General features: G+C 71.2%; 18 protein-coding genes and 1 pseudogene. 14 read left to right on the top strand and 5 right to left on the bottom strand.

Features of this window, described 5'->3' with window-relative positions; genetic code table 11:
- Positions 1–34 precede the first annotated feature (34 nt).
- A complete protein-coding gene (locus tag RKD20_RS31820) occupies positions 35–913 on the top strand; it encodes a phosphatase PAP2 family protein (protein ID WP_424880712.1) in 879 nt (292 codons plus the stop codon).
- A gap of 40 nt (positions 914–953) precedes the next feature.
- Here the strand turns inward: RKD20_RS31820 and RKD20_RS31815 are convergent, their stop codons facing one another.
- Positions 954–3,941, bottom strand: coding sequence for a bifunctional [glutamine synthetase] adenylyltransferase/[glutamine synthetase]-adenylyl-L-tyrosine phosphorylase (locus RKD20_RS31815; RefSeq protein ID WP_424880711.1), 2,988 nt, complete (start codon positions 3,939–3,941; stop codon positions 954–956).
- Positions 3,942–4,520: 579 nt separating this feature from the next.
- On the opposite strand from RKD20_RS31815, the gene RKD20_RS31810 reads away from it, so the two are divergent.
- Genes RKD20_RS31810 through RKD20_RS31800 form a run of 3 tightly spaced genes read left to right on the top strand, consistent with a single transcriptional unit; the run spans position 4,521 to position 6,104 of the window.
- Positions 4,521–5,030, top strand: coding sequence for a pyridoxamine 5'-phosphate oxidase family protein (locus RKD20_RS31810; protein WP_424880710.1), 510 nt, complete (start codon positions 4,521–4,523; stop codon positions 5,028–5,030).
- A gap of 50 nt (positions 5,031–5,080) precedes the next feature.
- Entirely contained in the window at positions 5,081–5,515 is a 435-nt protein-coding gene (locus RKD20_RS31805) for a VOC family protein (protein ID WP_424880709.1), read from the top strand.
- A gap of 22 nt (positions 5,516–5,537) precedes the next feature.
- Positions 5,538–6,104: a dihydrofolate reductase family protein gene (locus RKD20_RS31800; RefSeq protein WP_424880708.1), complete on the top strand. Its 567-nt coding sequence runs from the start codon at positions 5,538–5,540 to the stop codon at positions 6,102–6,104.
- A gap of 95 nt (positions 6,105–6,199) precedes the next feature.
- On the opposite strand, the gene glnA is transcribed toward RKD20_RS31800, so the two are convergent.
- On the bottom strand, positions 6,200–7,561 hold the full coding sequence (glnA, locus tag RKD20_RS31795; protein WP_007381571.1) for a type I glutamate--ammonia ligase: 1,362 nt from the start codon (positions 7,559–7,561) through the stop codon (positions 6,200–6,202).
- Positions 7,562–7,900: 339 nt separating this feature from the next.
- Here glnA and RKD20_RS31790 point away from each other — a divergent pair, with 339 nt between their 5' ends.
- The 3 genes and pseudogenes from RKD20_RS31790 (at position 7,901) to RKD20_RS31780 (ending at position 11,265) form a co-directional block, all read left to right on the top strand.
- Positions 7,901–8,566 (top strand): DUF3105 domain-containing protein, encoded by a 666-nt coding sequence (locus RKD20_RS31790; protein WP_424880707.1) that lies wholly within the window; start codon positions 7,901–7,903, stop codon positions 8,564–8,566.
- Between the two features lie 11 nt (positions 8,567–8,577).
- Positions 8,578–9,177, top strand: coding sequence for a DUF305 domain-containing protein (locus RKD20_RS31785; RefSeq protein ID WP_424880706.1), 600 nt, complete (start codon positions 8,578–8,580; stop codon positions 9,175–9,177).
- A gap of 146 nt (positions 9,178–9,323) precedes the next feature.
- Positions 9,324–11,265 (top strand): annotated as a pseudogene (locus tag RKD20_RS31780) (S53 family peptidase).
- Positions 11,266–11,339: 74 nt separating this feature from the next.
- Here the strand turns inward: RKD20_RS31780 and RKD20_RS31775 are convergent.
- Positions 11,340–11,741: a hypothetical protein gene (locus RKD20_RS31775; protein ID WP_424880705.1), complete on the bottom strand. Its 402-nt coding sequence runs from the start codon at positions 11,739–11,741 to the stop codon at positions 11,340–11,342.
- Between the two features lie 91 nt (positions 11,742–11,832).
- On the opposite strand from RKD20_RS31775, the gene RKD20_RS31770 reads away from it, so the two are divergent.
- Complete coding sequence (locus tag RKD20_RS31770; RefSeq protein WP_424880704.1) at positions 11,833–13,869, top strand: NAD(+) synthase; 2,037 nt, start codon at positions 11,833–11,835, stop codon at positions 13,867–13,869.
- 83 nt (positions 13,870–13,952) lie between these two features.
- Here the strand turns inward: RKD20_RS31770 and panB are convergent, their stop codons facing one another.
- Positions 13,953–14,819, bottom strand: coding sequence for a 3-methyl-2-oxobutanoate hydroxymethyltransferase (gene panB, locus RKD20_RS31765; protein WP_424880703.1), 867 nt, complete (start codon positions 14,817–14,819; stop codon positions 13,953–13,955).
- 204 nt (positions 14,820–15,023) lie between these two features.
- On the opposite strand from panB, the gene RKD20_RS31760 reads away from it, so the two are divergent.
- The 6 genes from RKD20_RS31760 (at position 15,024) to RKD20_RS31735 (ending at position 21,872) form a co-directional block, all read left to right on the top strand.
- The gene (locus tag RKD20_RS31760; RefSeq protein WP_424880702.1) at positions 15,024–16,610 is read left to right on the top strand and encodes an MFS transporter; all 1,587 of its coding nucleotides are present in this window, start codon (positions 15,024–15,026) and stop codon (positions 16,608–16,610) included.
- Between the two features lie 102 nt (positions 16,611–16,712).
- Positions 16,713–17,336, top strand: coding sequence for a TetR/AcrR family transcriptional regulator (locus RKD20_RS31755; RefSeq protein ID WP_424880701.1), 624 nt, complete (start codon positions 16,713–16,715; stop codon positions 17,334–17,336).
- Between the two features lie 196 nt (positions 17,337–17,532).
- Positions 17,533–18,582 (top strand): endonuclease/exonuclease/phosphatase family protein, encoded by a 1,050-nt coding sequence (locus RKD20_RS31750; protein WP_424880700.1) that lies wholly within the window; start codon positions 17,533–17,535, stop codon positions 18,580–18,582.
- A gap of 101 nt (positions 18,583–18,683) precedes the next feature.
- Positions 18,684–19,904, top strand: a complete 1,221-nt coding sequence (locus RKD20_RS31745; protein ID WP_424880699.1) for an MFS transporter — start codon at positions 18,684–18,686, stop codon at positions 19,902–19,904.
- A gap of 130 nt (positions 19,905–20,034) precedes the next feature.
- Positions 20,035–21,060, top strand: coding sequence for an ATP-binding cassette domain-containing protein (locus RKD20_RS31740; protein ID WP_424880698.1), 1,026 nt, complete (start codon positions 20,035–20,037; stop codon positions 21,058–21,060).
- Positions 21,057–21,872 (top strand): ABC transporter permease, encoded by an 816-nt coding sequence (locus RKD20_RS31735; protein WP_402260771.1) that lies wholly within the window; start codon positions 21,057–21,059, stop codon positions 21,870–21,872. Before RKD20_RS31740 ends, RKD20_RS31735 begins: the two co-directional genes overlap by 4 nt.
- A 39-nt stretch (positions 21,873–21,911) precedes the next feature.
- Here RKD20_RS31735 and RKD20_RS31730 read toward each other — a convergent pair whose 3' ends face one another.
- On the bottom strand, positions 21,912–25,277 hold the full coding sequence (locus RKD20_RS31730; protein ID WP_424880697.1) for an AfsR/SARP family transcriptional regulator: 3,366 nt from the start codon (positions 25,275–25,277) through the stop codon (positions 21,912–21,914).
- Between the last annotated feature and the right edge of the window lie 460 nt (positions 25,278–25,737).

Below are 25,737 nucleotides of genomic sequence, written 5' to 3'. Positions count from 1 at the left end.
GTGGGGTAAGGCGTTTCTGGCAGACTTTGTCTCTATGGGTGACTCGACCGTGACCAGTCTGGACGACCGCGGGAATGCGGCCGCTCCTGACTCCCTCACGGCCGCGGACCGGCCGGGTCTCCTGCGCCGGCTGCGGACCCCGCGCCGGCCTCGCCTGTGGTTCGAGATCCTGCTGATCGCGGTGAGTTACTGGACGTACTCGCAGATCCGCAACGCGGTGCCGGAGCAGAAGGCGGAGGCGCTGCGCAACGCCGACTGGATCTGGCGGATGGAGCACCACCTCGGCATCGCGGTCGAGGAGTCCGTCAACCACGCGGTGAACTCGGTGACTTGGCTCGTCGTCGGGATGAACTACTACTACGCGACGCTGCACTTCATCGTGACACTGGGCGTCCTGGTCTGGCTCTACCGCAGCCATCCCGGCCGCTACGCGGCGACCCGGCTGGTGCTGTTCGCGACCACGGGTGTGGCACTGGTCGGTTACTACCTGTATCCGCTCGCGCCCCCGCGGTTGATGATCGGCGGCGACTTCGTCGACACGGTCATGGTCCACCAGACGTGGGGCTCGATGGCCTCCGGCGACCTGAAGCACATGTCCAACCAGTACGCCGCGATGCCGTCCATGCACATCGGCTGGTCCCTGTGGTGCGGCCTGACGATCTTCGCGCTGGCGTCGGTGCCGTGGGTGCGCGTCCTGGGCCTCGTCTACCCGGCGGCGACGCTCCTGGTCATCGTGGCCACGGCCAACCACTTCTGGCTCGACGCGGTCGGCGGCGTCCTGTGCCTGATGTTCGGCTACACGGTGGCGTGGCTCTGGTACGGGGCGCTGCCGTACGCGCTGCCGAGGGTGCCGTACGCACGGCCGGGGAAGGCCGGGCCGGACGAGCGCGAGCCGCTGCGCACGAGGGGCTAGGCCGACAGGGCCCAGGTGTATTGATCACGAGCGCACGGCCCTACCCCCCGTAGAACAACTCCTCCACCACGCCCCGGGCCCGCCGGGCCGTCCGCCGGTAGTCCTCCAGCATGTCCCCCGCGTGCCCCGGCCCGTACCCCAGGTAACGGCCCACGGCGGAGAGTTCGCGCGCCTCGGTCGGAAACGTGTCCCCGGCCCGCCCCCGCACCAGCATCACCGCGTTGCGCACCCGGGTCGCCAGCACCCACGCCTCGTCGAGGACCTGGGCGTCGTCCGCGGTGATGAACCCGGCGTCCAGTGCGGCGGCGAGGGCCGCGCGGGTACGGGTCGTGCGCAGCGCCGGCACCTGGGCCCCGTGGCGCATCTGGAGCAGCTGGACGGTCCACTCGACGTCCGACAGGCCTCCGGGCCCGAGCTTGGTGTGCAGTTTCGGGTCGGCGCCGCGGGGCATCCGCTCGGACTCCATACGTGCCTTCAGCCGCCGGATCTCGCGTACGGCGTCCTCACCGAGGCCGGCCTCCGGACAGCGCAGGGGGTCGATGAGCTCGATGAAGCGGTGTCCCAGCTCCTCGTCCCCCGCGACCGGTTCGGCCCGCAGCAGCGCCTGCGCCTCCCAGACGAGCGACCAGCGGCGGTAGTAGGCCGCGTACGAGGTCAGGGTGCGCACCAGCGGTCCTGACTTGCCCTCGGGGCGCAGGTCGGCGTCGATGAGCAGCGGGGGGTCGGCGCTCGGGATCTGGAGCAGGCGGCGCATCTCGGAGACAACCTTGTTGGCGGCCTGGGAGGCCTCCCGCTCGTCCACCCCCTCGCGTGGTTCGTGCACGAACAGGACGTCCGCGTCGGAGCCGTAGCCGAGTTCGTGGCCGCCGAAGCGGCCCATGCCGATGACGGCGAACCGGGTGGGCAGGGTGTCGCCCCAGCCCTCCCGCACGACCGCGCGCAGGGTGCCGGCGAGGGTCGCGGCGGTCAGGTCGGACACGGCGGCGCCGACGCGCTCCACGAGGGCGCCCTGGTCCGGTTCGGCGGGCTGGGTCTCGGTGCCGTAGGAGCCGACGATGTCCGCGGCGGCCGTACGGAAGAGTTCGCGGCGCCGGACTCCACGGGCCGCCGTGACGCCCTGGACGGCACCCTCGGCGCGGCCGACCGCGGCGAGTATCTCCTGCTCCAGACTGGCCCGCTCGCGGCGAGCGAGGCCGCCGCCGTCGCCGTCCCCGAGGAGCGCCACGGCTTCGGGTGCGCGCATCAGCAGGTCCGGGGCGAGGCGCCCGGCGGACAGGACGCGCGCGAGGTTCTCGGCGGCGGCGCCCTCGTCTCTCAGCAGCCGCAGATACCAGGGGGTCTTGCCCAACGCGTCCGACACCTTGCGGAAGTTGAGCAGTCCGGCGTCCGGGTCGGCCGACTCGGCGAACCAACCCAGCAGGACCGGAAGGAGAGTTCGCTGGATGGCGGCCTTGCGGGTGATGCCGGAGGCGAGCGCCTCCAGGTGCCTGAGCGCGGAGGCGGGGTCGGCGTACCCGAGCGCGACCAGCCGTTCCCGCGCCGCCCCGGGGCTCAACCTGATGTCGCCGGGACCGAGTTGGGCCACCGCGTCCAGCAGCGGCCGGTAGAACAGCTTCTCGTGCAGTCGCCGTACGACGGAGGCGTGCCGCTTCCACTCACGGTTCAGCTCGGTCACCGGGTCGGCGCGCAGACCGAGGGAGCGGCCGAGGCGCCGCAGGTCGGCCTCGTCCTCGGGGACGAGGTGGGTGCGGCGCAGCCGGTAGAGCTGGATGCGGTGCTCCATGGAGCGCAGGAAGCGGTAGGCGTCGTCGAGCTGGGCGGCGTCGGCCCGGCCGACATAGCCGCCGGCGGCGAGGGCCTGCAGGGCGTTGAGGGTGGTGCCGCTGCGCAGCGAGCCGTCCTCACGGCCGTGCACCAACTGGAGGAGCTGTACGGCGAATTCGACGTCCCGGAGCCCGCCGGGGCCGAGCTTGAGCTGCCGGTCGAGCTCGGCGACGGGGATGTTCTCCACGACCCGGCGGCGCATCTTCTGCACGTCGGCGACGAAGTTCTCGCGCTCGGCGGCCTTCCAGACGAGGGGTTCGAGGGCGGCGACGTACTCCTCGCCCAGCTCCAGGTCGCCGGCGACCGGACGGGCCTTGAGGAGCGCCTGAAACTCCCAGGTCTTGGCCCAGCGCTGGTAGTAGGCGAGGTGGCTGGAGAGGGTGCGCACCAGCGGACCGTTTCTGCCCTCGGGGCGCAGATTGGCGTCGACGGGCCAGATGGACCCCTCGACGGTCGTCTCCGAGCACACCCGCATCATGTGCGAGGCGAGCTTGGTCGCGGCGCGCAGGGCCTTGCCCTCGTCGGCCCCGTCGACTGCTTCACCGACAAAGATCACGTCCACGTCGGAGACGTAGTTCAGCTCGTGGCCCCCGCACTTTCCCATCGCGATCACCGCGAGCCGGCACAGCGCGGCGTCCTCGGGTGCGGCCGCCCGCGCTATGGCGAGCGCGGCGCGCAGGGTGGCGGTGGCGAGGTCGGCCAGCTCGGCGGCGGTTTCGGCGAGGTCGGTGGTTCCGCACACGTCACGGGCGGCGATCGACAGCAGACAGCGCCGGTAGGCGACGCGCAGGGCGACGGGGTCGGTGGCCTCGGCGAGCCCGCGTTCGAACTCCTCGACGCCGGGGTGCAGGTCGCGGGGCTCGTAGGTGACGAGGGCCTGCCAGTCGGCGGGGTGCCGGGCGAGATGCTCCGCGAGCGCGGCGGACGCGCCGAGCACCCCGAGCAGCCGGTCGCGGAAGGGCTTCGCCGCTATCACCGTGTCGAGCAGTTCCCGGTCGGGCTGCGCCTCCAGGAGCCGTACCAGACCGAGCAGCGCGAGATCGGGATCGGCGGTCGCGCCGAGCGCCTCCAGCAGCACCGGGTCATCGCGTACGGCGCTCAGCTCCGCGCTCTCCAGCAGTCGCTCGGCGCCCGACGGATCGGTGAAACCGTGCCGCAGCAGCCGCGTGAAGGTACTGCTCCTGCGCCCCGGCGCCGCCGTCATCCCGGCCTCCTGTCCGATCCAGGTCGTGTCGATCGAGCCTATCCGGAGAGCGGGGGATCAGCGCCGGGGAGCGGGTGGGGGGATTTCGGGGCGGGCCCCGGTCCCGGGGCGGGAGCGGGGGGGCTCGGGGGTGGGGGCGGCTGACTCGGGGTGGGGCCGGGGTTGGGGGCGGGGGTCTGGAGTGAGGGCGGGGCCGCGGGCAGTCACGGGGCTGGGCCCGGGGGTGAGGCGCGGGCGGGGGGCGTAGGCGGGATGGAGCGCAGGGCGCACGCGGGGCTGGGCCCCGGAGGTGAGGCGCGGGCGAGGGCCTGGACGGGAGCAGGACGCACACGGGCGGAGGCCGGGTGAGGCGCGGTGCAGGACGCACGCGAGGCCGGGGTCGGGTGTGGGCAAGGTACGAGGGGGCGGGTTCCGTCCGGGCCGTGGCCCGTCCCCGTCCCCGTCCCCGTCCCCGTCCCCGTCCCCGTCCCCGAGCGGATCGTCTTCTCCTCCCGCATTCGGGGTACGCCTTGGGCAGACTGGGAGTGTCGAGCCGGACCGCCGCGGTGGGCCGGGTGTTCCCCGAGCCGGAGGCGATTGATGACCGAGAAGGAACCCGAGACCCACCTCGACGCGCGCTACAGCGACCCGGACGCGACGGCGCACGCCTGGGCCGACGCGGAGTCGCTGATGGCCTCCGCCGAGCTGTTCTGGATCTCGACGGTACGGCCGGACGGGCGCCCGCACGTCACGCCGTTGCCGGCCGTGTGGGCTCATGGGGCGCTGCACTTCTGCACCGGACCCGAGGAGCGCAAGGCGAAGAACCTCGCGCACAACCCGCACGTGACGCTGACGACCGGCACCAACATCTGGGACAAGGGCTACGACCTGGTGGTGGAGGGCGAGGCGGTGCGGGTCTCCGACGACACGAGGCTGCGCGAGCTGGCCGCCGCGTGGGAGGCGAAGTACGGCGACTTCTGGCGCTTCGAAGTGCGGGACGGCTACTTCCATCACGGCCCGGGACACGCCGTCGTATATGCGGTGGCGCCGCGCACGGTTTTCGGCTTCGGTAAGGGACAGCCGTTCAGCCAGACGCGGTGGCGCTTCTGAGAACGGCCCGGAACGGCCCTCTGTACTGACGTCGCCAAGGGAGTCACGCCATGGACATGAGTCTCGAAGTCATCCTGCTGCCGGTCACGGACGTCGACCGCGCCAAGGAGTTCTACCGCGACAAGGTCGGTTTCCACGTGGATCTGGACGGCGAGGTGATGGAGGGCGTCCGCATCTGCCAGCTGACCCCGCCGGGCTCCGGCTGTTCCATCGCCCTGGTGGACGGCCTCCAGGTCCCGACCGGAGCCCCCCAGCCCGGGACGTACCACGGCATGCAACTGTGCGTGACGGACGCGAAGGCGGCGTACGAGGAACTCACCGCCCGCGGCCTGGACGTCAGCGAACCGGTCCAGTTCGCCCCGCAGGACGGCGCCACCTTCATGTACTTCAAGGACCCGGACGGCAACGGCTGGGCGATCCAGGAGTACAAGCGCAGGGAGACGGAACCGCTGCACGCGGTTCTGTCGAAGCTGGCAGAACAGTAGTCGCCCTTGAGGGGGCGATGACATGCGGAAACTGATCTACGGCATGAACCTCACCCTGGACGGCTACATCGCCGCGGCCGGCGACGACATCGGCTGGAGCGGACCGCCGAGCCACGAGCTGTTCCAGTGGTGGCTCGACCACGAGCAGGCGAGTGCCCTGTCGCTGTACGGGCGCAAGCTGTGGGAGGCGATGAGCTCCTACTGGCCGACCGGCGACCAGCAGCCGGGCGCCACCCCGGCGCAGATCGCGTTCGCGCGGAACTGGCGGGACACGCCGAAGGTGGTGTTCTCCTCGACGATCGACAAGGTCGACTGGAACGCCCGCCTGGTCACCGGCGACGCGATCGCCGAGATCACCCGGCTCAAGGCCGAGGACGGCGGCCCGATGACCATCGGCGGCGCAACCCTCGCCGGGGCGGCCCTGCGCGCCGGCCTGATCGACGAGTACGTGATCGCCACCCATCCGGTCCTGGTGGGCGGCGGCACGCCGTTCTTCACCGCGCTGGACAGCTGGGTGAACCTGAACCTGGTGGAGACGCGGACGTGTCCCGGCGGAGTGGTCCTGACCAGGTACGAGACGAGGCGCTGAGCGGCTTCCCTCGTCGGCAGGACGCAGTGAGGCCGACGGTCCGTGACCGTCGGCCTCACGTGGTCGAACAGCGGGAAACCCGCTCCGACCTGCCCTTACAGCACCGGCAGGTTCTTCCGCAGCTCGAAGGCCGTGACCTCGCTGCGGTACTCCTCCCACTCGCTCTTCTTGTTGCGCAGGAAGAAGTCGAAGACGTGCTCGCCCAGCGTCTCCGCGACCAGGTCGCTGCGCTCCATCAGGGTGAGGGCCTCGCCCAGGTTCTGGGGCAGGGGCTCGATGCCCATGGCGCGGCGCTCGGAGTTGGACAGGGCCCAGACGTCGTCCTCGGCGCCCGGCGGGAGCTCGTAGCCCTCCTCGATGCCCTTGAGGCCGGCGGCCAGGAGGAGGGCGTAGGCGAGGTAGGGGTTGGCGCCGGAGTCGAGGGAGCGGACCTCGATGCGGGCCGAGCCGGTCTTGCCGGGCTTGTACATCGGGACGCGGACCAGGGCGGAGCGGTTGTTGTGGCCCCAGCAGATGTAGGAGGGGGCCTCGCCGCCGGCGCCGGCGGTGCGCTCGGTGCCGCCCCAGATGCGCTTGTAGGAGTTGACCCACTGGTTGGTGACCGCGGAGATCTCCGCCGCGTGCTTCAGCAGGCCCGCGATGAAGGAGCGGCCGACCTTGGAGAGCTGGTACTCCGAGCCGGACTCGTAGAACGCGTTGCGGTCGCCCTCGAAGAGCGAGAGGTGGGTGTGCATGCCCGAGCCCGGGTGCTCAGAGAACGGCTTCGGCATGAACGTCGCCTGGACGCCCTGCTCCAGCGCCACCTGCTTCATGACCAGGCGGAACGTCATGATGTTGTCGGCGGTGGAGAGCGCGTCGGCGTAGCGGAGGTCGATCTCCTGCTGGCCGGGGGCGCCCTCGTGGTGGGAGAACTCGACCGAGATGCCCATCGACTCCAGCATGGTGATCGCCTGGCGGCGGAAGTCCATGCCGATGTTCTGCGGGGTGTGGTCGAAGTAGCCGGAGTTGTCGGCCGGGGTCGGGCGTGAGCCGTCCAGCGGGCGGTCCTTCAGGAGGAAGAACTCGATCTCCGGGTGGGTGTAGAAGGTGAAGCCCAGGTCGGAGGTGCGGGCCAGGGCGCGCTTCAGCACATACCTGGGGTCCGCGAAGGACGGGGAGCCGTCCGGCATGAGGATGTCGCAGAACATCCGGGCCGTGCCGGGGGCCTCGGCGCGCCAGGGCAGGACCTGGAAGGTCGACGGGTCCGGCTTGGCGATCATGTCGGACTCGTATACACGAGCGAAGCCCTCGATCGCGGAGCCGTCGAACCCGATGCCCTCATCGAAGGCCTGTTCGAGCTCTGCCGGGGCCACCGCGACGGACTTGAGGAAGCCCAGCACGTCCGTGAACCACAGGCGTACGAACCGGATGTCGCGCTCCTCCAAGGTCCGGAGCACGAACTCCTGCTGCTTGTCCATCTTCCGCTTCCCCATCCTTGCTGGTCAGGCCGCCTGTCTCCGTGTCCCGCAGGAGGCGGTCGGGCACCTGAGCATCACACCACAACAGCGTTTCGTGCGCGTTGCCGACCTTGATCGTCCCGGCGACCCGGGAGTGAACGCCTCACGTCCGCTGGATGTACTGCTCTGCCGCCCATCTTGCCTGCTCGGACTGACATACGTAATGCCCGGCCCACCCCGTCTCACCGCACGCCCCGGTTTCCTGTGGGCGCCCTACGAGCAACCACCCCCGCCCCACTACGATCAGCGGACCGATCGTCACCATCCGTCCCGCCCCTTTCCCCCAGAAGGACACACCTCATGGGTTCCGCCAAGAAGAGCACCGCCACGGCACGCAAGGCGCGCATAGAGGAGATGCGGCGCGCCGAGCAGTCCCGGGAGCGCCGCAACCGGATCCTCACCATCGCCGCCAGCGCGGTCGTCGTCGCCGGTCTGGTCGCCGGCGCCATCGTGCTGGTGCAGTCGCAGTCCGACGACGGCACGGCGGCCGACGGCAAGGGCAGCGGCAAGGGGCACTTCGTCACGGGCTCGGACGGTGTGCGGACCTGGAAGGGCACGCTGGGCCGCAACCACGTCGTCAAGACCGTGAGCTACCCGATGGAGCCCCCGGTCGGCGGCGACCACAACCAGGTCTGGATGAACTGCAACGGCGACGTCTACACCAAGGCGCTCAACAACATGAACGCCGTGCACTCGCTGGAGCACGGCGCCGTCTGGGTGACGTACACCGGCAAGGCCCAGAAGGCCGACATCGACGCGCTCGCGGCGAAGGTGAAGAAGACGCCGTACACGCTGATGAGCCCGGACGACACGCAGAAGGACCCGATCATGCTGTCGGCGTGGGGCCACCAGCGGACCGTGACCGGGGCGAAGGACCCGAACGTCGACAAGTTCTTCGAGAAGTTCGTGCAGGGCGAGCAGACGCCCGAGCCGGGCGCGGCGTGCACGGGTGGTCTGGGGCAGTGAGGTTCGCGGGAGTGGCCGTGGCCGTGGCGGGCGTGCTCGTCGCGGCCGGCGCGATCACCTACGCCGTGGCCGAGGACGACGGATCGGGCGGCACCCCGGCCGCCGGATCCGCGGACGCCGGTTTCGCGCGCGACATGGCCGTGCACCACCAGCAGGCCGTCGAGATGTCGTACATCGTGCGCGACCGCACCAAGGACGTCGAGGTGCGGCGGCTCGCCTACGACATCGCGCAGACGCAGGCCAACCAGCGCGGCATGCTGCTGGGCTGGCTGGATCTGTGGCAGCTGCCGAAGGTGTCGGCGGATCCGCCGATGACGTGGATGGGCATGGGTGACATGCCGTCGGCCGGTGAGGGCTCGCTGATGCCGGGCATGGCGACCGACAGCGAGATGAAGAAGCTGGGCACGCTGAACGGCAAGCAGGCCGAGATCTTCTATCTCCAGTTGATGACGGACCATCACCAGGGCGGCATCCACATGGCGAAGGGCTGTGTGGACAAGTGCACGGTCGGTGTGGAGAAGCGGCTCGCGCAGGGCATGGTCGCCGCGCAGAAGTCGGAGATCGACCTGATGTCATCGATGCTGAAGGAGCGGGGCGCGAAGGCGCGATGATAGAGGGTTAACCCTCGAATTAGCCTTTTCCGTTAGGTTAATTGGGTTTTTCTTGGCATGCGCATTCCCCTCGCATGAACGGTTCGTCGCAAGAGTGGCCACACCGTCGAGTGATCACTCGCGACGAACCGCATCCAGGGGGTTCCATGAGATCCAACCGCGCCAAACTCCGCGCCGGGGTGAGCATGGCGGCGACACTGCCGATGCTCGCGGGCGCGCTGGCGCTCGGTATACCCGCGGCCCACGCCGCGGACAGCCCGAACCGTGACACGCTGGCCGGGACCAAGCCCGCGTGGGCCACGGCCAAGGCCGACAAGGGCGCCACCTCGGACAGTTCCCAGGTCTCCGCCCGGGTCTACCTCGCCGGCAAGAACGCCGCCGGCCTCGCCGCCTACGCGAAGTCGGTGTCCGACCCGACCTCGGCGGCGTACGGCAAGTACCTCAGCGCGAAGCAGGCACAGGCCCGCTTCGGCGCGACCAAGGCGCAGGTCGCCGCGGTGAAGTCCTGGCTGGAGTCGGCGGGCCTGAAGGTCACCGGCGTCTCGGAGCACTACGTCTCCGTCACCGGTGGACGTGGCCGCCGCCGAGAAGGCCTTCGGTACCCAGCTGCACAACTACGTCAAGGGCTCGAAGACGTACCGCGCCCCGGCCAAGGCCGCCTCCGCGCCGGCCGGCCTCGACGGTGCCGTCCTGACCGTCACCGGCCTGGACAACGCGCCGCACAAGGCGAGCAGCAAGGAACAACTGCCGCCGCCGGACGCCGTGTTCAAGAACTCCGGGCCGTTCTCCTCGTACTACGGCTCGAAGACCGCGAGCACGCTGCCCGAGGCCTACGGTTCGAAGATCCCGTACGCGATCAAGGGCTACACGGGCAAGCAGCTGCGCGCCGCCTACGGCGCGGGCAAGTACACCGGCAAGGGAGTCCGCGTCGCCATCACCGACGCCTACGCCTCCCCGACCATCGCCTTCGACGCTGCCACCTACGCGAAGAAGAACGGCGACGCCGCCTACAACAGCGGCCAGCTCAAGCAGGTCCTGCCGAAGAACTACACGAAGACCGAGGAGTGCGGGGCGGCCGGCTGGTACGGCGAGGAGACCCTCGACGTCGAGGCCGTGCACGCGGTGGCGCCGGACGCGAACATCACGTACGTGGGTGCCGCGTCCTGCTACGACGACGATCTGCTCGACTCGCTCAGCAAGGTCGTCGACAACCACCTGGCCGACATCGTCTCCAACTCCTGGGGCGACATCGAGGCCAACCAGACGCCGGACCTCGCGGCCGCCTACGACCAGGTCTTCCAGTTCGGCGCGGTCGAGGGCATCGGCTTCTACTTCTCCTCCGGCGACAACGGCGACGAGGTCGCCAACACCGGTACGAAGCAGGTCGACACCCCGGCCAACTCGGCGTGGGTGACGGCGGTCGGCGGTACCTCCCTCGCCGTCGGCAAGGGCGACAAGTACCTGTGGGAGACCGGCTGGGGCACCGAGAAGGCCGCGCTGTCCGCGGACGGCAAGAGCTGGACCAACTTCCCCGGCGCGTTCACCTCGGGCGCGGGCGGCGGCACCAGCAAGACGGTCGCCGAGCCCTTCTACCAGAAGGGTGTCGTTCCGGACGCGCTCGCCACGGCCAACAACGCCGCCGGCAACCGTGTCGTCCCGGACATCTCCGCGATCGCCGACCCGAACACCGGTTTCCTGGTGGGTCAGACGCAGACCTTCCCCGACGGCTCGCAGCAGTACAGCGAGTACCGCATCGGCGGCACCTCGCTGGCCTCGCCGGTGATCGCGGCCGTGCAGGCGCTGGCGCAGCAGGCGAGCGGCGGCAAGGCGCTCGGGTTCGCCAACCCGTCGATCTACTCGAAGTTCGGGTCCCGGGTGTACCACGACGTCACGGACAACCCGACGGGCTCCGGACTCGCGGTGGCGCGCATCGACTTCGTCAACGGCTCTGACGCCAGTGGTGGGTTGAGCACCTCGGTCCGCAGCCTCGGCAAGGACAGCTCGCTGTCCGCGGTCAAGGGCTACGACGACGTGACGGGCGTGGGTACGCCCGCGAACGGTTACGTGCAGTCGTTCGGCCGGCACTGACCGGACGTACGTCCCACAGGGGCCCGGTCCCGAAGGCGAGAACCTTCGGGACCGGGCCCCCGCGCGTGTCCCGCCTACCTTCGCGCCATGCGGTCCGTGCTCCCGTGGCGGCCGGCCATCGCGTGCAGCACGAGCCCCACGGCCAGCAGGAGAGCCCCGGCGACGAGGAACGGCACCGGCGTGTACTCCTCGGTGCAGCTCTGTCCGCCGGTCACCGCGTGGCACACCTCGCCCGGACCGCCCCGGTTCAGGTAGGCGAGGTAGAACAGCGGCAGAGCCAGCCCCGAGACGGCGCCCACGACAGCGCGCCGAGGCCCGGTGCGGAGCAGCAGCACCGCGGCCACCACGGCGAGTACGACGAAGGCCGCGCCCACCGTCAGGAGCGCCGCGAGGCCGATGCCGCCGCACGCTCCCACGAGGAGCCAGGCCAGGAACCAGCCCCATCCCGCCGTACGGTCCGGGCCGTCATCGCTCATGCCGCTCATCTCATGCCTCTCGTCCAGGGCAAGGCTAGGGTCCCACGCCCCCCAACCCCTATAGCGTCGCTCTGACGATTACACTGATCCTGTGACTGCCTCGAACTTCTGGTCCATCTATCAGCACGGGTTCGCACGCGTCGCGGCGTGTACGGGTCACACCGTCATCGCGGACCCGCCCGCCAACGCCGAAGCGGTACTGCGTCACGCGCGCCGGTGCTCCGAGGAGGGGGTCGCGCTCGCCGTCTTCCCGGAACTGGGGCTGTGCGGCTACTCCATCGAGGACCTGCTCCTCCAGGACGCGCTGCTCGACGAGGTCGAGACAGCCCTCGGGGAGGTGGTCGCCGGGTCGGCCGACCTGCTCCCGGTACTGGTCGTAGGTGCCCCGCTGCGCCACCGCAACCGGGTCTACAACTGCGCGGTGATCGTGCACCGCGGCCGGGTCCTCGGTGTCGTACCGAAGTCGTACCCGCCCAACTACCGCGAGTTCTACGAGCGTCGGCAGATCGGCGACGGCGCAGACGAGCGCGGAGGGTCGATCCGGGTCGGCGGTGCGAGCGTGCCGTTCGGCGTGGACCTGCTGTTCGAGGCCGCCGACGTCCCCGGTCTCGTGCTGCACGCGGAGATCTGCGAGGACATGTGGGTGCCGGTGCCGCCCAGCGCGGAGGCCGCCCTCGCCGGCGCGACCGTGCTGGTCAACCTCTCCGGCAGCCCGATCACGGTCGGCCGGGCCGAGGACCGCAAGCTGCTGTGCCGCTCGGCGTCGTCCCGCTGCCTCGCCGCGTACGTCTACGCGGCGGCCGGACTCGGCGAGTCGACCACCGACCTGTCCTGGGACGGCCAGGCCATGGTCTACGAGAACGGCGTGCTGCTGGCCGAGACCGAGCGGTTCCCGCTGGGCGACGAGTACGCGGTGGCCGACGTGGACCTGGACCTGCTGCGGCAGGAGCGGATGCGGATGGGCACGTTCGACGAGAACCGGCGGACCCATCGCACGCGCACCGGTGACTTCCGGACGGTGTCCTTCGAACTCGACCCGCCCGCAGGCGACTTGGGCCTCAAGCGCCGTCTGGAGCGCTTCCCGTTCGTGCCGGCCGACGCCGAGCGGCTCGCCCAGGACTGCTACGAGGCCTACAACATCCAGGTCGCCGGGCTCCAGCAGCGCCTCGCGGCGATCGGCGGCCCGAAGGTGGTCATCGGTGTCTCCGGCGGTCTGGACTCCACCCACGCGCTGATCGTCGCCGCCCGCGCGATGGACCGCGCGGGCCGCCCGCGCAGCGACATCCTGGCCTGGACGCTGCCCGGCTTCGCCACCAGCGACCACACCAAGGGCAACGCCCACAGGCTGATGCGGGCCCTCGGCGTCACCGCGGCCGAGCTGGACATCACGCCGACCGCACGGCTGATGCTCCAGGAGATGGGCCACCCCTTCGCCTCCGGCGAGCCGGTCTACGACGTCACCTTCGAGAACGTCCAGGCGGGCCTTCGCACCGACTACCTGTTCCGGCTGGCCAACCAGCGCGGCGGCATCGTGCTCGGCACCGGCGACCTCTCCGAGCTGGCGCTCGGCTGGTCCACGTACGGCGTGGGCGACCAGATGAGCCACTACAACGTCAACTCGGGGGTGCCGAAGACGCTGATGCAGCATCTGATCCGCTGGGTCATCAGCAGCGAGCAGTTCGACGAGGAGACCGGTGACATCCTCGCCGCGATCCTCGACACCGAGATCAGCCCGGAGCTGGTGCCGGGTGAGGAGATGCAGTCCACCGAGTCCAAGATCGGCCCGTACGCGCTGCACGACTTCACGCTCTTCCACGTCCTGCGCTACGGCTTCCGGCCGTCGAAGATCGCCTTCCTGGCGTGGCACGCCTGGCACGACGAGAAGACCGGTGACTGGCCGCCGAACTTCCCGGAGGCCAAGCGCGTGACGTACGAGCTGCCGGAGATCCGGCGGTGGCTGGAGGTGTTCTGCAAGCGCTTCTTCGCCTTCGCGCAGTTCAAGCGCTCGGCCATGCCGAACGGGCCGAAGGTGTCGGCGGGCGGTTCGCTGTCGCCGCGCGGTGACTGGCGGGCACCGTCGGACAGTTCGGCGCGGGCCTGGCTGCGGGATCTGGAGCGGTTCGACTGATTCGACTAAGGAGAGCGCCCCGCCGACGGGGGAAGATCGGCGGGGCGCTGTGGTGCCGCTGTGGCTCTGACGGGCCGTCGGCCCTAGTGGACGGAGTGCTCCTCCAGCGGGAACGTTCCGCCGACGACGTCCTCCGCGAAGGCCTTGACCGCGCCGGACATCACCTCGCGCAGGTTGGCGTACTGCTTGACGAACTTCGGGACCCGCCCGCCGGTGAGGCCGAGCATGTCGGTCCAGACGAGGACCTGCGCGTCGGTCTCGGGGCCCGCGCCGATGCCGACCGTCGGGATGTGCAGGACCCGGGTGACCTCGGCCGCGAGCTCCGCCGGGACCAGCTCCAGGACGACGGCGAACGCGCCCGCGTCCTGGACGGCCTTCGCGTCGCGCAGCAGCTGCTGGGCCGCCTCCTCGCCGCGGCCCTGGACGCGGTAGCCCATGGCGTTGACGGACTGGGGGGTCAGGCCGATGTGGGCCATGACCGGGATGCCGGACTCGACGAGCAGGCGGATCTGCTCGTGGGAGCGCTCGCCGCCCTCCAGCTTCACGGCGCCGACGCCCGCCTCCTTGACCAGCCGGGTCGCCGAGCGCAGCGCCTGCACCGGGCCCTCCTGGTAGGAACCGAAGGGCAGGTCACCGACGATCAGGGCGCGCGAGGTGCCCCGCACGACGGCCGCCGACAGCATGGTCATCTGGTCCATCGTGACGGGCACGGTGGTCTCGTAGCCGAGATGGCAGTTGCCCGCCGAGTCGCCGACGAGCATGACCGGGATGCCGGCCTCGTCGAAGACGGACGCTGTCATCGCGTCGTAGGCGGTGAGCATGGGCCACTTCTCGCCGCGTTCCTTGGCGAGGGCGATGTCCCGGACGGTGATGCGGCGGGTGCCCTTCCCCCCGTACAGCGCCTTGCTGCCGTCGGAAGGCTTGCTGTGGACAGCCGAAAGCTGCGTCATTGCAACGGCTCCTTACGTCATCTCGAGGCGCCCTCACGGCGTCCCCGGATCACCTCCATGGTGGCACCTCGTGCCAGTCAGGGCCAGAGGTGGTCGGTGTGACCGTTCAGGCACGGCTCGGACGGGCACCCGGGTGGGTAAGAGCTGGGTAAATAATTAACGATACGAGACGGTGCCGTATCGTAATGGGGCTATTCTCGACGCATGACTACCGCAGCCCCTGACTCCCGGGTACCGGAGGCGGTGCACCGGCGCCGCTGGGCGATCCTCGGCGTACTGATGCTGAGCCTGCTGATCGTGGTGCTCGACAACTCGATCCTGAACGTCGCGATCAAGACGATCTCGACCCCCGCGCCGACCGGCCTGGGCGCCACCCAGAGCGAGCTGGAGTGGGCGATCAACGCCTACACCCTGGTCTTCGCCGGGCTCCTGTTCACCGCGGGCCTGCTCGGCGACCGGCTCGGCCGCAAGAAGGTGCTGCTGGGCGGCCTGGTCGTGTTCGGCGCAGGTTCCGCCCTCGCCGCGTTCTCCGGCTCGCCGGACCAGCTGATCGCCTTCCGCGCACTGATGGGCCTCGGCGCGGCGTTCGTCATGCCGGCCACGCTCGCCGTCCTGATGAACGTCTTCGAGCGCGAGGAACAGCCCAAGGCCATCGGCATCTGGGCGGGCGGCGTCGGACTCGCCATCGCCATCGGGCCGATCACCGGCGGAGTGCTCCTGGACCACTTCTGGTGGGGCTCGGTCTTCCTCATCAACGTGCCGATCGTGGCGCTCGCCCTCGGGCTGATGCTGTGGCTGGTGCCCGACTCCCGCGACCCGAACCCGGGCCGGATCGACCCCGTCGGCGTCGTGCTGTCCGTCATCGGACTGGTCCTGCTCGTCTACGGCATCATCAAGGGCGGCCAGCTCGCCGACTTCACGGACGCGACCGTACTGGCCACCATCGGTGCCGGTCTCGCCGTGCTCGTCGCCTTCGTGGTCTTCGAGAAGCGCAGCGACCACCCGTCGATCGACGTCACCTACTTCAAGAACAAGGTGTTCTCGGCCGCGATCGGCGCCATAGGGCTGGTGTTCTTCGCGCTGATGGGCGTGACCTTCTTCTCGGTCTTCTACACCCAGAGCGTGCGGGGCTACTCGCCGCTGCAGACCGGTCTGCTGATGCTGCCGCTGGCCGCCGCGCAGCTGATCTTCGCGCCGCGTGCCCGGCTGGTCGTCGACCGCTTCGGCAACCGGGCGACGACCACCGGGGGCATGCTGCTGATCGCCGCGATGCTGTGCGCGTTCGCCGCGCTGGAGGCGGACACGCCGATCTGGCTCCTTGAGGTGATCTTCTTCCTCATGGGCACCGGCATGGCGCACATCATGACGCCGACCAGTGTCGTCATCATGCAGGCCCTGCCGCGCGAGAAGGCCGGCTCCGCGTCCGCGCTCAGCAACACCTTCCGGCAGGTCGGCGGCGCGCTCGGCATCGCCGTCCTCGGCTCGGTGCTCTCCACGGCCTACCGCAGCGGCATCGAGTCCCACCTCGGGGCGGTTCCGCCGGGCGTACGGCACACCGCGGGCGAGTCCATCGAGGCCACGCTCGGCGTCGCCGCGAAGCTCGGCCCCCGGGGCGACGCCCTGGTCGGCCCGGCCAACGACGCCTTCCTGCACGCGATGCACGTCACCGCGCTGTGGGGAGCGGGCGTGGCCCTGGTCGGCGCCCTCGTGGTGGCGCTGTACCTGCCGGGGCGCCCGGCGGAACGTCAGCCGGGCCAGGAGGAACAGGAGTTGGTTCCCGCGGGCGAGTGAACCGGCGCGGCGGTGCCCGGCCTGCGACGGCCGGACACCGCTCCCCCGCACCGCCGTAGAGCAGGGATAATCACTTCATACGCACAGAGAGGACCCAGCGACGTGAGCGGCCTCGCCGAGAGTCAGTCCAGGCAGACGGGGGCCGTACGGGGCCGGCCCCGCAGCGAGGCCGTGGAGCGGTCCATCATCGAGGCCGTCATCACGCTGCTGGAGGACGGCGTGCCGCTCGCCGAGCTGTCCATCGAGCGCATCGCCCGGACCGCGGGCGTCGGCAAGGCCACCATCTACCGCCGCTGGAACGGCAAGGAGGCACTCTTCGTCGACGTCGTGCGCACCGCCGAGCCACCGGACGCGGAGCTGCCCGGCACCTCGATGCGCGACGATCTCGTGGCCCTGCTGGAGCAGTTGCGGCAGCGCGGGCTGATGACCCGGTCCTCGGCGCTGCTGCACAGTGTCTTCGCCCAGATGAAGAGCAGCCCGAAGGTCTGGGACGCGTACCACGCGATCGTCGTCGCGCCCCGGCGCCGCAAGCAGGTCGACATCCTGCGCCGCGGACAGGCCAACGGCGAGCTGCGCACGGACATCGACGTCGAGCTGCTCAACGACCTGATCATCGGGCCCATGCTGTTCCGCACCATCATGCAGCCCAACGCCGCCCTGCCGCAGGGCCTGTCCGAACAGATCGTCGACACCGTCCTCGAAGGCCTACGCCCCGTCAGTTCCTAGTGTGCGCGTTTCGTCACAGAGGGCGCTTTCACCTCCTGGACGGGGAACTCCGGAAGGCGACTTGTACGTCATCGCCCCCGTACGGTCGTCATGGGACGACGAGGTGGAAGCCGATCATCCCCTAGGGTCGTACGGGGTTCTGACACCCCGCGGCAACGGGGCGAACGGTGTGCACGGCAGGTAGTGAGGCGACGGTATGGCGCAGCAGGCATACGTGACGGAGACGGCGGACGGCGGCTCGGGACCCGAGCGCCGCAGAGACCGGTTCCGGCGCCTGCTCGGCCGCCCGCTCTCCGGCTGGCGCGGTGACCGCCGCGTCTGGCGCCGCGGTGCCGTGCTGGCCGCCCTCGCGGTGCTCGTCGCCCTGGTGATGCTGCTGCACGCGCAGATCCCGAACGCGATCGGCAACCTCGGCAGTCTCACGGAGACCTTCCTGCCCTGGCTCGGCCTGTTCGTGCCGGTGCTGCTCCTGCTCGGTTTCCTCCGCAGGTCCGCGACCGCGCTGATCGCGGTGCTGCTTCCGGCGGCCGTGTGGCTGAACCTCTTCGGCGGGCTGCTCTCCGACAAGTCCGCCACCGGCGGCGACCTCACGGTGGCCACCCACAACGTCAACGCCGACAACGCCGACCCGTCGGGCACCGCCCGGGACGTGGCCGCCTCCGGCGCGGACGTGGTGGCACTGGAGGAGCTGACCGCCTCGGCGGTGCCGGTGTACGAGAAGGCGCTGGCGTCGACGTACAGGTACCACGCGGTCGAGGGCACCGTTGGGCTGTGGAGCAAGGACCCGCTGACCGGCGTGAAGGCCGTCGACATCAAGCTGGGCTGGACCCGTGCCATGCGGGCCACGGTGACCGCCCCGGACGGGAAGGTCGCGATCTACGTCGCCCACCTGCCGTCCGTCCGGGTGAAGATGGAGGCCGGGTTCACCGCCCGGCAGCGCGACAAGAGCGCCGACGCGCTGGGCGAGGCCATCGCCGACGACAGGCTTCCCCGCAAGATCCTGCTCGGCGACCTCAACGGCACGATGAACGACCGCGCGCTCAACGCCGTCACCTCCCAGATGCGCTCCACGCAGGGCGCGGCGGGCAGCGGCTTCGGGTTCAGCTGGCCGGCGTCGTTCCCGATGGCGCGGATCGACCAGATCATGGTGCAGGGCGTGAAGCCGGTGAGTTCGTGGACCCTGCCCGAGACCGGCAGCGACCATCTGCCGGTGGCGGCCCGAGTGAGCCTCACCACCTCTTCGTAACCCGCGGAGGCCTTTGGAATAGCGGGCCCAGGCGTGTTTGTTCCGCACTTGAACATACACTCGTACGGAACTCCGCTCTCCCCTGAAAGGCTCGGCTCTTCATGCCCTTGGCCCTGCTCGCTCTGGCCGTCGGCGCTTTTGGTCTCGGCACCACCGAATTCGTGATGATGGGGCTGCTGCCCGATGTCGCGGACGACCTGGGCATCTCCATCCCCACCGCGGGTCACCTGGTCTCGGCGTACGCGCTGGGCGTGGTGATCGGCGCCCCGCTGCTCGCCGCGGTCACCGCCCGGATGTCCCGTCGCAAGGTCCTCATCGGCCTGATGGGGCTGTTCGTGGCCGGCAACGCGCTCTCCGCCCTCGCCCCCGGCGAGCACTGGCTGCTCGCGGCCCGCTTCCTGAGCGGGCTCCCGCACGGTGCCTTCTTCGGGGTGGGCGCGGTCGTCGCCACCGGCATGGTGGCGCCGGAACGCAAGGCCCGCTCGGTGTCCCTGATGTTCCTCGGCCTGACCCTCGCCAACATCGCGGGCGTGCCCGTCGCCACCCTCATGGGCCAGCACCTGGGCTGGCGGGCGACCTTCCTCGGCGTCAGCGCGATCGGCCTGGCGGCGATAGCCTCCCTGGCGCTCCTCATCCCGCACGACCACGCGCACGCCCCGGCGGTGGGCCTGCGCCGCGAACTGGTCGCCCTGAAGTCGGTGCCCGTCTGGCTGGCGCTCGGCACCACGGTCGCGGGCTTCGGCGCGCTGTTCTCCGCGTACAGCTACATCACGCCGATGCTCACGGACGCGGCCGGCTACGCCGACTCCAGCGTGACGCTGCTGCTCGCCCTGTTCGGCGTGGGCGCGACGGCCGGCAACCTGATCGGCGGACGCCTCGCCGACCACTCGCTGCGCGGCACCCTGTTCGGCGGCCTGACCTCGCTGGTCGTGGTCCTGGCCCTGTTCCCGGTCCTGATGTCGACGCAGTGGACCGCGGCGACGGCGGTCGTCCTCCTGGGCACGGCGGCCTTCGTCACCGGCTCCCCGCTCCAGCTGATGGTCATGGAGAAGGCCTCGGCCGCCCCCGCCCTGGCCTCCTCCGCCAACCAGGCCGCCTTCAACCTGGCCAACGCCGGCGGCGCCTGGATCGGCGGCCTCGCCCTGGCCGCGGGCCTCGGCGCGACGTCCCCGGCCCTGACGGGCGCCGCCCTGGCCGTCCTCGGCCTCGGCGTCGCGGCGGTGGCGGCGGTCGTGGACCGGCGGCGCGTGGGCGTGCCGGCCGGCCGGGAGCGCGTGGTCGCCTCGCATGTGCCGGAGCAGGCGGAAGCCGTGCGGTACTGAGCGGTCGTACGACGAGAAGGGGCGTCCGGTGAACACCGGGCGCCCCTTCCTTTCGGTCTGTCGGCGGCCTGTAGTCCCCTGTAGGCGACCTGTCGGTGGTTTGTCGGTGGGGGCTGGCACTGTCCTCGGTATGACGCGAATCGACAAGAACCCCAAGAGCGGGGACTCCGCCGTTTCCGTGCGGGGGCTGGTCAAGCACTACGGCGAGACCAAGGCGCTGGACGGCGTCGACCTGGATGTGCGCGAGGGCACCGTGATGGGTGTGCTCGGGCCGAACGGCGCCGGTAAGACCACCCTCGTACGCATTCTGTCCACCCTCATCACCCCCGACGCCGGACAGGCCACCGTCGCCGGTTACGACGCCGTGCGCCAGCCCCGCCAGCTGCGGCGGGTGATCGGGCTCACCGGGCAGTACGCCTCGGTGGACGAGAAGCTGCCGGGCTGGGAGAACCTTTACATGATCGGGCGGCTGCTCGACCTGCCCCGCAAGGAGGCCCGCACCCGGGCCGACGAGCTGCTTGAGCGGTTCTCGCTGACGGATGCCGCGAAGCGGCCGGCGAGCACCTACTCGGGCGGTATGCGGCGGCGGCTCGACCTCGCCGCCTCGATGATCGGGCGGCCCCAGGTGCTCTTCCTGGACGAGCCCACCACCGGTCTCGACCCCCGCACCCGCAACGAGGTGTGGGACGAGGTCAAGCGGATGGTCGGGGACGGGGTCACCGTCCTGCTCACCACCCAGTACATGGAGGAGGCCGAGCAGCTCGCCACCGAGCTGACCGTCGTGGACCACGGCAAGGTCATCGCCGCCGGCGCCATCGAGGAGCTCAAGGCGAAGGTCGGTGGACGCTCACTGCGGGTACGGCCCCTGGATCCGCTGCAGCTCCAGCCGCTCGCCGGATGGATCGACGAGCTCGGCATCACCGGCCTCGCCACCTCCACCGTGGACACCGAGAGCGGCACTCTCATCGTCCCGATCCTCAGCGACGAGCAGCTGACCGCCGTGGTCGGCGCGGTCACCGCGCGCGGCATCACGCTCTCCTCCATCACCACCGAACTGCCCAGCCTGGACGAGGTGTTCCTGTCCCTCACCGGCCACCGCGCCAGTGCCCCGCAGGACACCGTCCCCACCGACACCCGCGAGGAGGTCGCCGTATGAGCGCCGCAACCGCCACCACGATCGACGCCGACGCCCGGATCCCCCTGCGCGGACATCTCCGGCACACCGGCGCCCTGATCCGCCGCAACCTGCTCTGGATCCGCCAGGACCCGGAGTCGATGTTCGACGCCATCCTGATGCCGGTCGTCTTCACCCTGCTGTTCGTCTTCGTCTTCGGCGGCTCGATCGGCCAGGCCCTGGGCGGCGGGCAGGACGGATACGTCCAGTACGTCATCCCGGGCATGATCGCGATGATGAGCATGACCCTGTCCCAGGGTGTCGGCACCGGCTTCAGCCAGGACTTCAACTCCGGTGTCATGGACCGCTTCCGGTCCCTGCCCATTGGGCGCGGCTCGGTGCTGTTCGCGAAGATCTCGGTGGAACTGCTGCGGATGCTGTTCGCGACCACCGTGCTGATGATCGTCGCCGTCCTGGTGGGCTTCGACATCCACCACTGGGGCGGTCTGTTCGCGGCGGTCGGCCTGTCCGCCGTGTTCGCCTCCTCGATCATGTGGGTGTTCCTCACCCTGGGCGTGATCCTGAAGAACGCGCAGTCCGTGCAGGCGATGGGCTTCCTGGTGCTGTTCCCGCTCCAGTTCGGCTCGTCGATCTTCGCGCCGACGAACTCGATGCCGGGCTGGCTCCAGCACTTCACCGACTACAACCCGCTGTCCACGCTCGCCGACGCGGCCCGCGGACTGATGGTGGGCGGCCCGGTCGCGCACGACCTGTGGGTCACGCTCGGCTGGTCGGCGGCGATCACCGCGGTGGCGGCCCCGTACGCCATCCACAAGTTCCGCACGAAGAACTGACCGGCCCGACCGGCCTGGACGCCCAGGCGTCGGTGCGCGTCACACCAGGGCGGCGGCCTCCTGCGGGGAGAGGCCGTCGCCCTCCGCGTACGCCGACTCGAAGGCCGCGTCGCCGAGCACCGCGCGCAGCGCCCGTTCGGCACCGGCCCGCACCTCGCGCTCGACACTGGTCGGGGCATGGCCGGCCGGCAGCAGCGCGTCCCCGGCGGCGAGACAGCGAACGCCGTCCCGGGCCCGGGCCCCGCCGTCGAACCCGGCGAGGGCGAGCCCGGCGGTGCGCAGGTACATGGTGCGCATATGGGGGGCGATGGTCAGGGCCAGCGGATCCTCGGACTTCTCCAGCGCCCTGCGGGTCAGCCTCAGGCACTCCTCGTAGCAGCCGTCCATCGCCTCCAGCCAGGCCTCCGAGCCGAGGATGAAGGCGTCGAAGATGACGAAGTGGGCGATGCCGAACTGCTGGCGCAGCAGCCGCAGTTGCTCACGTGCCTCGGGGATGCGGCCGGTCATGCCGAGCCGGCCGGCGAGGAACATCCGGGAGGCGGGCATCGCCTCGTTGCGGGCGCCGTCCTGGTCGGCGATCACCGAGCGCAGCAGGAGTTCGCCGCGCTCGGCCTCCCCGGTCTCCAGCAGCACGCTGCCGAGGCGGGCGTTGAGCACGGACTTCTGGGCGCGGGCACCGAGCTGTTCGGCCCGCTCGATCGCCCGCTCGTAGTCGTCGGCGGCCGCCCGCCACTCGCCCTTGCGCTCATGGGCCTCGGCGCGCGCGGAGAGCGCCTCGGCGGTCCCCCACACATCACCGAGCCGCTCGTAGATCGCCAGCGCCTCCTCGGCGTCCTGGATGGCGTCGCCGGCCCAGTCGGAGCGGTTGGCGAGCAGGTTGGCCCGCCACTGGAGGGCGGCGGCCAGCTCCCAGTCGTAGCCCGGGGTGGCCCGGCAGGTGTCGACGGTCGCCCTGATGACGTCCCGCAGCCGGTTCATGTCCCCGGTGAGCATGATGGCGAAGAACCACAGGGAGCCCGGCATGCGGCAGGTCTGCGCCATACCGGGCTCGTAGGTGGCGGCGATGGAGCGCAGCTTCGTCTGCGCGTGCTGGTTCTGCCAGGCGTCCAACTCGGTGTCCATGCAGGCGAGATGGACGAGATGGGCGCCTCGCCTGGCCTCCTCCAGGACCTCGCCGGTCCACGGCGGCGGGGTGTCCGTGCAGCGCTCCCACACCGGCGCGGCGGGGCGGACCGGCTCGGTGAAGGGGTCGGGGCCGAGGCCCTGGACCTCGCGCGACCAGTTGCGGGCCTCGATGCGCAGGTCGCGCATCTGCCAGTACCAGGCCAGCGACAGGACCAGGCACAGCCCTTCCTGCTCGTCGCGGTCGGCCACGGCCCGGCGCAGCGCGGTGCGCAGGTTCTCGTACTCGCGCTCCAGGCGCTCGATGGCGGCGAGTTGGCCGGAGCGGCGCAGCAACGGGTCGGTGACGCGGGCGAGTTCGCGGTAGTACGTCAGATGCGCGCGCTCGGCGTCGGCACGGGCCCCGTCCGCCTCGTCGAGGCGCTCGCCGGCGTACTCGGCGACGGTCTCCAGGAGCCGGTAGCGCATCTCGCCGTCCCCCGAAGGGGCCGCCACCACCAGGGACTTGTCGACGAGCGAACCGAGCGCGTCCAGCGCGCCGGGGCCGCAGACCGCTTCGGCGGCGGCCAGGTCGCAGCCGCCGGCGAACACCGAAAGCCGCCGCAGGACGTCCCGTTCCTCCTCGTCGAGCAGGTCCCAGGACCAGTCGACGACAGCCCTGAGGGTCTGCTGGCGGGGCAGGACGGTACGGCTGCCGGAGGTGAGCAGCCGGAACCGGTCGTCGAGCCGGTCGGCGATCTGGCGAGGGGTCAGCATCCGCAACCGGGCGGCGGCGAGCTCGATTCCCAGGGGCAGCCCGTCGAGGCGCCGGCAGATCTCTGCGCAGGCCGCCGCGGTCTCCTCGTCGGCGTCCACCCGGAACCCGGGCCGGGCCGCGGCGCCCCGATCGGCGAGCAGCCGCAGCGCGACGGGCTCGGGCAGGGGCTCCACGGGACGCAGCAACTCCCCCGGTACGCCGAGGGGTTCACGACTGGTGGCCAGGATGGTCAGCCCCGGGCAGCGCTCCAGGAGCCGTTCCGCCAGCCGGGCGGCCGCGTCGACCACGTGCTCGCAGTTGTCCAGGATCAGCAGCATGCTGCGCCGGCCGCAGTGCTCGGCGAGCCGCTCGACGGGCTCGTCGAGCCGCTCGCTGCCCGCGGCACGCATCGCCTCGGCGGCACCGGCGCCGTACAGCACGGTCTCGCGGGCCCCGACGGCGGTGAGCACGGCCTCGGGCACCGCGTCCGGATCGTCGACCGGCGCGAGCTCCGCCAGCCACACCCCGTCCCGCACCACGTCCCCCACGGCCTCGGCGGCCTCCTGCGAGAGCCGCGTCTTCCCGGCCCCGCCCGGCCCGAGCAGTGTGACGAGCCGCGCGGTCGCGAGGTCACCCCGGATGGCATCGATGTCGGCTTCCCGGCCGACGAAGGAGGTGAGCCGGGCACGGAGGTTGCCGGCGGGCGAGGGTGCGGCCGTGTGAGCCGGGGTCCCCTCCGCCGAGGGGGCCTGCGCGGCCGGGGCCTGCTCGCGGGCGCCACCAACGGGCCCACCCGTACCCCGGCCCCGGCGGGACGGCTCGGGCCGCAGCAACTCCCCGTGCAGCGCCCGCAGTTCGGCCCCCGGGTCGGCTCCAAGCCGGTCCGCGAGCAGTTGTCGTACGGACTCGTAGGCGGCCAGCGCCTCCGCTGTGCGGCCCGTGTCGCGCAGGGCGCGCAGGCGGAGGCACTGGAGGGGTTCGTCGAGGGGGTGGGTGTCGCAGAGGGCGGTCAGTTCGGGGAGGGCCTGGTCGGCCTGGCCCAGGGCGAGGGCGGCGGTGTGGCGGGCGCGCAGGGCGTCGAGCCGGCGGGCCTCGGCGCGGGCCGCCTCGGCCGTGCGGTCGGGCAGATCGGCCAGCGCCGGACCCCGCCACAGGACGAGGGCGTCGTCCAGGACCACGGCCGCCTTCGCGGGGTCGCCGTCGGCCAGCGCCCGCATGCCGTCACCGGCGAGCCGCTCGAAACGGTGCAGGTCGATGTCGTCCGACGCGGCCGTCAGCCGGTAACCGCCGTCCACGGACGCCACGGCGTCCGCGCCGAGCGCCCGCCGCAGCCGCCCCACCAGCGCCTGCACCGCGCCCGTCGCGTCGGCGGGCGGGTCGCCGTCCCACACCTCGTCCACCAGGAGGCTCACCGGGACGGTCCGGCCGGGCCGCAGAGCGAGCACGGTCAGCAACGCACGCAGGCGCGTCCCGCCGACCGGGACGGTCGTACCGTCGGAGCGGAGTGCTTGCGTGGTGCCGAGGATGCGATAGCGCACGGGGTCCATTGTCTCTGCCGGGGGCGGGACGGGTCACGGGGTTCCGGGAGCGGGGTGTCGGGTGGCCGGCTGGGGTGCCGGGGGTGGCCGGGGTACCGGTTGACCTGCCGGGTTGCGGGGGGCTGGCCGGGGTGCCGGTTGACCTGCCGGGTTGCGGGGGGCTGGCCGGGGTACCGGTTGACCTGCCGGGTTGCGGGGGGCTGGCCGGGGTACCGGTTGACCTGCCGGGTTGCGGGGCGGGTCGGCCGGCAGGGACGCCGGGGGCTGCCGAGGCCGGTCGGAGGGCCGGGGGCGGGACGGGTCACGCGGCTCCGAGAGTGGGATGTCGGGTGGCCGGCAGGGACGCCGGGGCCGGCTGGGGTGCTGGTTGGCCAACCGGGTTGCCGGGGCGGGTCGGCCAACCGGAGTGCCGGGGCTGGTCGGAGGGCCGGGGCCAGCCGGACCGGCGAGGTCGGTCGGAGTGTGTCGG

Origin of the sequence: Streptomyces sp. SLBN-8D4 (genome assembly GCF_049739545.1) — a bacterium.
GTDB lineage: Bacteria > Actinomycetota > Actinomycetes > Streptomycetales > Streptomycetaceae > Streptomyces > Streptomyces canus_C.
Note: the sequence above shows the minus strand (reverse complement) of the source record. Positions and strands in the feature narration are given on the sequence as shown.

Bases quoted from the DNA above. Each gene is read 5' to 3' on its own strand.
- RKD20_RS31820 (WP_424880712.1), top strand. From the start codon at position 35: ATGGGTGACTCGACCGTGACCAGTCTGGACGACCGCGGGAATGCGGCC.
- RKD20_RS31815 (WP_424880711.1), bottom strand. From the start codon at position 3,941: ATGACGGCGGCGCCGGGGCGCAGGAGCAGTACCTTCACGCGGCTGCTG.
- RKD20_RS31810 (WP_424880710.1), top strand. From the start codon at position 4,521: ATGACCGAGAAGGAACCCGAGACCCACCTCGACGCGCGCTACAGCGAC.
- RKD20_RS31805 (WP_424880709.1), top strand. From the start codon at position 5,081: ATGGACATGAGTCTCGAAGTCATCCTGCTGCCGGTCACGGACGTCGAC.
- RKD20_RS31800 (WP_424880708.1), top strand. From the start codon at position 5,538: ATGCGGAAACTGATCTACGGCATGAACCTCACCCTGGACGGCTACATC.
- glnA (WP_007381571.1), bottom strand. From the start codon at position 7,561: ATGGACAAGCAGCAGGAGTTCGTGCTCCGGACCTTGGAGGAGCGCGAC.
- RKD20_RS31790 (WP_424880707.1), top strand. From the start codon at position 7,901: ATGGGTTCCGCCAAGAAGAGCACCGCCACGGCACGCAAGGCGCGCATA.
- RKD20_RS31775 (WP_424880705.1), bottom strand. From the start codon at position 11,741: ATGAGCGATGACGGCCCGGACCGTACGGCGGGATGGGGCTGGTTCCTG.
- panB (WP_424880703.1), bottom strand. From the start codon at position 14,819: ATGACGCAGCTTTCGGCTGTCCACAGCAAGCCTTCCGACGGCAGCAAG.
- RKD20_RS31760 (WP_424880702.1), top strand. From the start codon at position 15,024: ATGACTACCGCAGCCCCTGACTCCCGGGTACCGGAGGCGGTGCACCGG.
- RKD20_RS31750 (WP_424880700.1), top strand. From the start codon at position 17,533: ATGGCGCAGCAGGCATACGTGACGGAGACGGCGGACGGCGGCTCGGGA.
- RKD20_RS31745 (WP_424880699.1), top strand. From the start codon at position 18,684: ATGCCCTTGGCCCTGCTCGCTCTGGCCGTCGGCGCTTTTGGTCTCGGC.
- RKD20_RS31740 (WP_424880698.1), top strand. From the start codon at position 20,035: ATGACGCGAATCGACAAGAACCCCAAGAGCGGGGACTCCGCCGTTTCC.
- RKD20_RS31735 (WP_402260771.1), top strand. From the start codon at position 21,057: ATGAGCGCCGCAACCGCCACCACGATCGACGCCGACGCCCGGATCCCC.
- RKD20_RS31730 (WP_424880697.1), bottom strand. From the start codon at position 25,277: ATGGACCCCGTGCGCTATCGCATCCTCGGCACCACGCAAGCACTCCGC.